Genomic DNA, 7,181 nt, shown 5'->3' with positions numbered 1-7,181 from the left:
CACCGCACCAATCCCGCGTAGCGGGTTCGTTCTCCCCCCCTATGCAGCCTGTCCGCTCACGGAATATGAAGCAGATAGGCGGCATACGCCCTCATTTTTGTCATTCAATGCCCGGTTAAGCTTCTCGAATAGCGGACTATTTTCGGTTTTTCTTGACGTAAGGAGCCTGAGCAGTCAGCGGTGAGGTCATGGATACCATCAGCCTTCTTGCTCTACTCCTGACGCTCTCGGCAGGCTTCAGCATTCTCAACCACCATACGTTGCGTGTTCCTGTCACGATCGGCGTTCTGGTCTTCTCATTGCTGACCTCGCTTCTGGTCATGATCCTGAACCCTCTGATCCCGGCCTATGACCTTCAGGCTCTCCCACGGTCTGTACTCGGCGCGATCAATCTGCCTGCGGCACTTCTGAACGGTGCCCTGTCGCTGCTGCTTTTTGCGGGAGCCATGCAGGTGGATGTCGGGCATCTGCGAGCAAAGCTGATGTCTGTGACCGCTCTCTCCATTCTGGGAACCGTTCTGGCCGTGGCGTTTCTGGCGGTCGCGGCGTGGTGTGTTTTCCCGCTGCTGGGCCATGCCGTTCCCTTTACATGGTGCATCGTGCTCGGCGCTATCCTCGCTCCGACAGACCCGGTTTCGGTCGTGGGAATGCTGAAACGTCTGGGACTGCCAGGACCGCTACAGGCCGTCTTTGCGGGCGAGAGCCTGTTCAATGACGGCGTGGGCGTCGTCATTTTCGGTGTGACGATCGGGCTGGCGACTGGAGACAGTCAAGGGGTGGGCGCTTCTGAGATTGCCATGAGCTTCTGCCGCGAAGCGCTCGGTGGTGGTCTTCTTGGAGCGATAACCGGGTGGATTGCTCTTCGTGTGCTCAAGGGACAGCGTGACCCGCATATTGATCTGCTGACCTCGCTGGCTCTGGCGACCGGAACCTTCAGCATCGCCAATCAGTTGGGGATGTCCGGTGCGATTGCCGTCGTCGTGGCCGGTCTCTGCTTCGGAACCAGCTACAGCCATTCCATTTTCGATGAAGTATCGCGCAAGGAACTCGACATTGCATGGACGCTGATTGACGAAGTGCTGAACGTCCTGCTGTTCATGCTCATCGGCTTTGAAATACTGGAGATCACGCCGCATCTGTTCACGGTTCTGGCGACGCTTGCCGTGATCCCGCTGTCCATTGCCGTGCGGGCATTGAGTGTGCTGTTCTCCACCCTGCCGGTTCATCTCCGGCAGTGGGAGCGCGGCCGTGTCCTCGGCATCCTGACATGGGGCGGCCTGCGTGGCGGCATCTCGGTTTCTCTGGCGCTTGGCCTGCCGCACGGAGACCTGCGTGATCTGCTGCTGCCTGTCTGTTACGGTGTCGTGGTGTTCACCATCATCGTGCAGGGTCTGACCATGGAGCGGGTCGCCCGCAGGCTCTATCCGTCAATCGCTTCCCGGTCGCAATAATGCCCTCCTCCCTTCTCCCGGTCTCGATTTCCGCCCGGCGGGTTCTCATTCTCGGGCTTGTCGCAGGCTATGTGGATGCCCTGAGTTTCGTCGATCTGGGCGGTGTCTTTGCAGGCGCGATGACGGGCAATACCACGCATATGGGCGCCTCGTTTATCAGCGGAAACTGGCACCATGGCCTGCTTCTGGTGGGTGTGCTGGGTGTCTTTTTCCTTGCCGCCATCCTGTCCGGCCTGATGCGGCTGTTATGGTCGCCAGCTTATGGTGTCATGGTGATGACAATCTTCATGGTTCTGGCACAGATCGTGCATGGATCCTCCCTACGCTACTGGGGCGAATTTCTCGTGCTTCCGGCACTTCTGGCCGTGCAGGGCGAAACGATCGCGAAATTCTCCGGCACGCCCATGCCCACGATCGTCGTGACGACAAACCTGTTAAAAGCCGCATCGGGAATTGCGGAATGGATGGCGTCATGGATTGCGCCGGACAGGAACATTCGCCCTATCGCAGGAAGCATTTTTCTGCCGCTACTTTCGTGGGGGGCTTTTCTGGCAGGCGTGATGGCCGCCGCTACGGGGCTGGCCCTGCACGGTAGTTTTCCGTTCCTCTGGCCCGTCCCTTTCCTTGTCTTTCTATACCGGGATATCTGGAAAACGGAGCGTTCCGGGCAGGACGATAATTGAACACCCTGTCTGACAGGTCAGGATCAGACGCAGGACGTAACGCGTTTATGATGCGAATCTGCCTCTCGGTCAGGTCAGATTTTCATGTCTGACAGCCGACATTCAGCTTCCCCCCCCCTGATCCGCCTGTCTGCTCAGTGATGCAGGAGCAGACAGGCGGCAGTCGCCTTCATTCCAGACACCAGAGCGCAATGTCATGCTTCCTCGAAGCGGACGTAGCTTATGGCGTGTGAAGAAATAAGTCTCTGTCAATCTTTGAAGGGTTCAATTCGAAGGCTTCCTGACCTGAAGACGACTTAAGAGCAGTATTTCTTCGATCAATCTGAACTCCAGAGAAAATCTAGAATACAGCCATACGGAAGGTGCTATAAGTTCATGTGAAAATCGGTGGTTACATCCTCGAAGCCTCCTCGGCTCTCAGCTTCTGTGCTTCGATGAATGCTGATGAGCTGTAAGCCATTTTGATGGCTTGCAAAATATAATGGTCTTGTAACAGTTGCGCTGAAACCCATGTACCTCGGTCATCTTGCCCATAATGGCCAGCATTTTGCACCTTCGATAGTAATCGGGCGACGTTGCCACGGGAAACGCCATAATGCTTCGCCATTGCACTGGCGCTACCAAGATCAACATGGACGCGATCGGCGTTCGATGGCGTTTCTTTCTGTGCTCGAGTCATTTCATTGAGAACGGAGATCCCAATCGTTGTGTTGACCAGGGGCGCAATCGATGGAGGGGGCGCGAAATAGACCGGGTCATTGAGCATATGCCGCGCAAAAATCGGGTGCATGTGGGTTAGAATACGCGGATCTGCACTCGCGATGTCAGCACGCCCAGCACCATCGATCAGATCCAGTCCCTGCAGGCTAATCTGAAGATAGAGATAAAACATTTTTTCAGAAAATTCTGTCATGGCATAGGCCCGCACACGCTGGTCCGCTTTGGACAGCAAGATGATATAGCCTCGTGCATGAATTTCTTTCAGATAACTCGTGACCGTATTGGGGCTGGCTATTCCCGTATGTTCAACCTCACGGAAAAGATTAGTTGCCGTGAGCGGCGGAAGATCCGGATTAATCTTGTGTGAAAAATGCAATGCAAGTGCGCCGTGGGTCATAACCCAGCGACGTAAGTCAGCGACATAACGGACCTCTCGCGGCATTTGCCTGTGGATCGACAGAAGTTGCTGGTTGCAGAAATTCAGGCACTGAAGGAAGCTCGGCAGTGCCATTAAATCATCGACTGTGTAGGTTGGTGCAGTATTGTGATCGAAGGGTGCGAAGTCAGCGTATGTCATACAAATGCCCAACAAAATAATCAGGCGTTATCTTTAGAGGTCTGCTGGATGAAGGAAATCCCTTTGTCGCATTTTTGGTGAGATTCATGTTTCGGCTTGTTTTTTATGAGGCAGAGACCGAAACTGGGGTTGTGCATTGTAAAAACACTAAATTCCATATGGGTATATTCAAATATATGGACTTTTTTTTAAGAAATACGATAATCAAAAGTATAAAAGGCGGGTATCTGCATGACTACTGTAACCTTCGATAATAATCAGAAGACCATAACGCTGACGCAGGCGATTGTCATCAACGGTAGCTTTCCAGTGTACGGAAATGCTTCGGGTATGCCGATTGGACTAATTCGAACGTTCGCTTTTGATAGTGCGTCGGTATCAAATACTTTGAAAAGTCAGGGGCAGATTCTTTCTATCGCTTCCAACCAGTCGCTATTTGCTCTTCTCGGAACTGCATATGGTGGTAATGGCTATGAAAATTTCGCTCTTCCTGATCTGGCAGGAAAAGTAGAAATAGGAAGCCCGAATTACATAGGGCAGGTAACTGGTGAGAGCCAAACCACGCTGACCGAAGAGCAGTTTCCGTCATTATTAGGTGGCGCCAGCCAGTCAGTGGATAACGCTCAACCCTCCCTGAGCGTCAGTTATGTTATTCGCGTGACAAGCGATCCGTCGTCACTGGGATTCGTGGGAGAAGTAGATGCCTTCGCAGGACAAACACCAGCGATCGCCGGTGGTGAGTTTCTCGTGGCAGCAGGGCAATTAGTTTCTGTCGCCGAATATCCCCAGTTATTTGCGGTTATTGGCACCACTTATGGCGGAAATGGGGTGACAACATTTGCGCTACCTAATCTGACTGGGCGCAGCATTATCGGGACATCCAGCACGTTAAGACTAGGGTCTGTTGTAGGAAAGCAGGCAGTCTCACTGAGTGACGCGAATGTCCCCGTGTCTGATGGGGGTAGCGGTACGTCTTTTGACAATCGTGCTCCCGGGCTCGCACTAAATTACATTATCTGTGTTAACGGCGCTTTTCCTAATTCAGGTAGCGATAGTGGTCCCGTCATGGGCGAAATTCGTGCTTACGCGGGATCAGCAGCCTCCATTCCTCAGGGGTGGGTATTGGCGAATGGTACACTGCTACCCATTGCTCAAAACCAGGCGCTTTTTGCCCTTTTGGGCACAACTTACGGCGGTAATGGCCTTACGAACTTTGCCCTTCCAAATCTTTCAGATACAGTTGTCGCCGGAAGTGGCGGGTCTCAGAGTTTTGGGAAGACTTACGGAAGCAACACTGCCATTCTGAGCGTATCTGATGCCGCCTGCTTTTGTCGGGGAAGCCGTATACGTACGGCCAGAGGCGATATTCCTGTAGAAGAGATCCAGATCGGCGATCACATTGTTGCCTTTGATGATGACGTGACAAAGGGCACCATCAGGCAGGTGACGTGGGTGGGACAATCGCGTGCTGTCGTTCGAAAGCGTCTGCCGGATGATGAAGCTGGCTATCCGGTGCGTCTGTTGAAAGGGGCGATTGCACACGACGTTCCCTACAAAGATATGCTCATTACATCAGAACATTGTCTGTTTCTTGATGGCCGGTTCGTTCCAGTACGCATGCTGGTCAATGGGCGTTCGATTTTTTTCGATAAAAGCATAGAATCTTACGATTATTATCATGTGGAGACAGAGAATCACTCTGTCATTATGGCCGATGGCGTATTAACTGAAAGCTACCTCGATACCGGTAACCGGTTTGCCTTCAAGCAGAACGGCCCGGTTGTCTTAATGAGGCAGAGCCGTAATTTAACTTGGGATGATGCAGCGGCCCCACTCGAGGTTTCGCGTCATTTTGTTGAACCTCTGTTTCGGAGCTTTCAGTCCCGAGCCGATCGCGTCAAACATACGGGTCGGTCACAAGCTCCGTTTCTGACACACGAAGATGGGTTACGTCTTGTCACCGAAACAGGGCGGCTGCTTCATCCTATCCGCAGGGTGAAAGATCGGGTCATGTTCAAGATCCCTGCTGGCGTGAGGTCTGTTCGGATTCTGTCCAATGCCAGTCGTCCCTGCGATGTGATCGGTCCTTTTGTGGATGATCGTCGTATGCTTGGTGTGCTAGTTGGTTATATTGAGCTTTTTGAATCTGATACAATGACGACGTTAATTTCCCATTTACAGGACGCTGATCTGTCTGGATGGAACACTATCGAAAACGGTGCGATGCGCTGGACAAATGGAAGTGCACTGCTACCACTTCTTTCTCGGTCGGTTCGCAACACAGCTATCATGGCGCTTCAGATTCACAGCGCAGGTCCATACCTGGCTTCGGATAGTTGGTCCGGCCTTATGAGATTGAAAGTGGAGGGATCGAAGAGCCGTTGATTGATATGCCTGACTTATGATTTTGGGCTTTTATCATGCTGATTGATGGTTCCACATCTGCGTCTTGAGCCGGTTGGAAATCATCATTGATTGGATTGCTATGCTGCGACGATCAACTTCTCCAGTAAGAGGAAGTGACGTATGTTGTAGATGATATTGGCAAGGCCGATCCTTATGGTGGTTCATGGACCGTTCTCGATTAGCGGAGACGTCCGTCTTCAAACGCCTCTCTTCGATTGGCGGACATTCCGCTCTCCCCCCATGATCTGCCTGGACGCTCAGTGATGTATGAGTAGACAGGCGGCAGTTGCTTCTTCTCAGACATTGGGCTGCCATGGGATCATCATTGAAAGTCTCCATTTGTCAACAGATCTCGTCAACTGTGCAAAATGTGACGGAAAGCTATGGTGTATGTTACGTTTTACGCACATCACGTTGTCTGTCGTAACCAATAGCTGGATATGTTAAGCGATGAATTTGAAGCAGTTCTCCGCCGAGGAGCATCAGAAGTTACTTGACGCCGAGAAAAAATATGGAAATGCATTTATCAACGCTTACAATACGACGACTCTTGTCTCGAACCTGATGATGTGGCCCATCACAGACTGCGATCTATTCATCCGGTTTTACTCACAAATGAAGAAATATCACTCACTGTCGGTAATTTCGACCGTGAGGATGCACCGTATCCAAGCTAAGATGGACCTCCGGTACTTCCTAGAGTCCACCGCAAACGCAGCCTTTTCATTGGCCCATACCAACACTCAGAATTATTTTGATTATCAGAACCAGAGCATGGGTGATGCTCAGAAAGCGTCCCGAAAAGCATACCAATGGTTGGAGACGACTTACAAAGGGCATTCCGACTTCATTAAGGACCTGAAGTCCATGATTAACGAACAAACGGCGCACGCTCACGTCGTAAACAGCCGGCACAACTTCGATTTTGTTCCAGGTAAACGAGCTGAGATCATTACATCATATTTCGATTTCGAAGACGATGAAGTGGTGAAACTCGATCTCTGGCTCGCGGCAAAGGCCGGGATTCACGCCGCCGACCTGATTCTGCAAGTGCAAAAGGATTCGGGCGGCTTCCTGCCGTCGAGCGATGTGGCTAACCTTCCCAACCTCATCGCGGACAATGATGCTGTCCTGGCCGAGCTTCCAAATGGCATCCGATGATATGGCGTTTTCGTACGAAGTCGGGTGGATTGTATCACCGGTGAATTAGCCGGCCTGTTGATGGCCAAGTTGTTGGCCGCGATTAGAGTGGGATAAATGTCAGGTTTCTGGCCGGTTCGTCCTAAAGTAGACCGTCAGCATACCCTGAAGGGTTTCGGGCGCCGCGAGGCGTACGAAAGTCTG

The 7,181-nt window shown here is 52.0% G+C and carries 5 protein-coding genes; 4 read left to right on the top strand and 1 reads right to left on the bottom strand.

Features of this window, described 5'->3' with window-relative positions; genetic code table 11:
* Nucleotides 1-188: 188 nt before the first annotated feature.
* Complete coding sequence (locus AD948_RS00785) at nt 189-1,451, top strand: cation:proton antiporter (protein WP_061470284.1); 1,263 nt, start codon at nt 189-191, stop codon at nt 1,449-1,451.
* Nucleotides 1,451-2,134 carry a YoaK family protein gene (locus tag AD948_RS00780; protein ID WP_061470283.1) on the top strand — a complete coding sequence of 228 codons (684 nt, stop codon included), beginning with the start codon at nt 1,451-1,453 and terminating at the stop codon, nt 2,132-2,134. Before AD948_RS00785 ends, AD948_RS00780 begins: the two co-directional genes overlap by 1 nt.
* Nucleotides 2,135-2,525: 391 nt before the next feature.
* Here the strand turns inward: AD948_RS00780 and AD948_RS00775 are convergent, their stop codons facing one another.
* Nucleotides 2,526-3,431: a hypothetical protein gene (locus AD948_RS00775; RefSeq protein ID WP_140329581.1), complete on the bottom strand. Its 906-nt coding sequence runs from the start codon at nt 3,429-3,431 to the stop codon at nt 2,526-2,528.
* Between the two features lie 231 nt (nt 3,432-3,662).
* Here AD948_RS00775 and AD948_RS00770 point away from each other — a divergent pair, with 231 nt between their 5' ends.
* Together AD948_RS00770 and AD948_RS00765 are read left to right on the top strand one after the other, a co-directional pair.
* On the top strand, nt 3,663-5,816 hold the full coding sequence (locus AD948_RS00770) for a tail fiber protein (RefSeq protein ID WP_061470282.1): 2,154 nt from the start codon (nt 3,663-3,665) through the stop codon (nt 5,814-5,816).
* Between the two features lie 471 nt (nt 5,817-6,287).
* Complete coding sequence (locus AD948_RS00765) at nt 6,288-6,998, top strand: hypothetical protein (protein WP_061470281.1); 711 nt, start codon at nt 6,288-6,290, stop codon at nt 6,996-6,998.
* Nucleotides 6,999-7,181: the final 183 nt, after the last annotated feature.

It is taken from the genome of Acetobacter senegalensis, assembly GCF_001580995.1.
Lineage (GTDB): Bacteria > Pseudomonadota > Alphaproteobacteria > Acetobacterales > Acetobacteraceae > Acetobacter > Acetobacter senegalensis.
The sequence above is the reverse complement of the archived record's forward strand: the minus strand, read 5'-3'. Positions and strand labels throughout refer to the sequence as shown.